The 281-nt window shown below is 34.9% G+C and carries 1 protein-coding gene; it reads right to left on the minus strand.

From position 1 onward, the window contains the following. The coding region (locus SB658_RS23300; protein WP_410602648.1) for an MSCRAMM family protein at window positions 1–281 on the minus strand (281 nt) is incomplete at both ends.

Here is a 281-nt window from a genome sequence, read left to right on the forward strand (position 1 = left end):
ACGTTACTCCCGCTAACGGTGCTTTATTATCTTTGTCTATTTTTGTTATCTCTACATTCCCCGTATCTACCATTTCATTTTCTATTTTTAATGATAAGACCTCGGTCATGCCTTTTGCAATTTCAAACGATACCGGCTCTATTAATTTCTTATAACCTGGTAAACTTTCTACCTCTACTAATTTGTAACTTCCTACAGATAGATCTGAAATGTTTGCTTTTCCTTCTTTATCTGTTGTCACTTTCGTTACTACTTTTCCTTGCTCATCTTGCACTTCAAAG

Origin of the sequence: Bacillus sp. SIMBA_008 (assembly GCF_046535495.1) — a bacterium.
Taxonomy (GTDB): domain Bacteria; phylum Bacillota; class Bacilli; order Bacillales; family Bacillaceae; genus Bacillus; species Bacillus subtilis.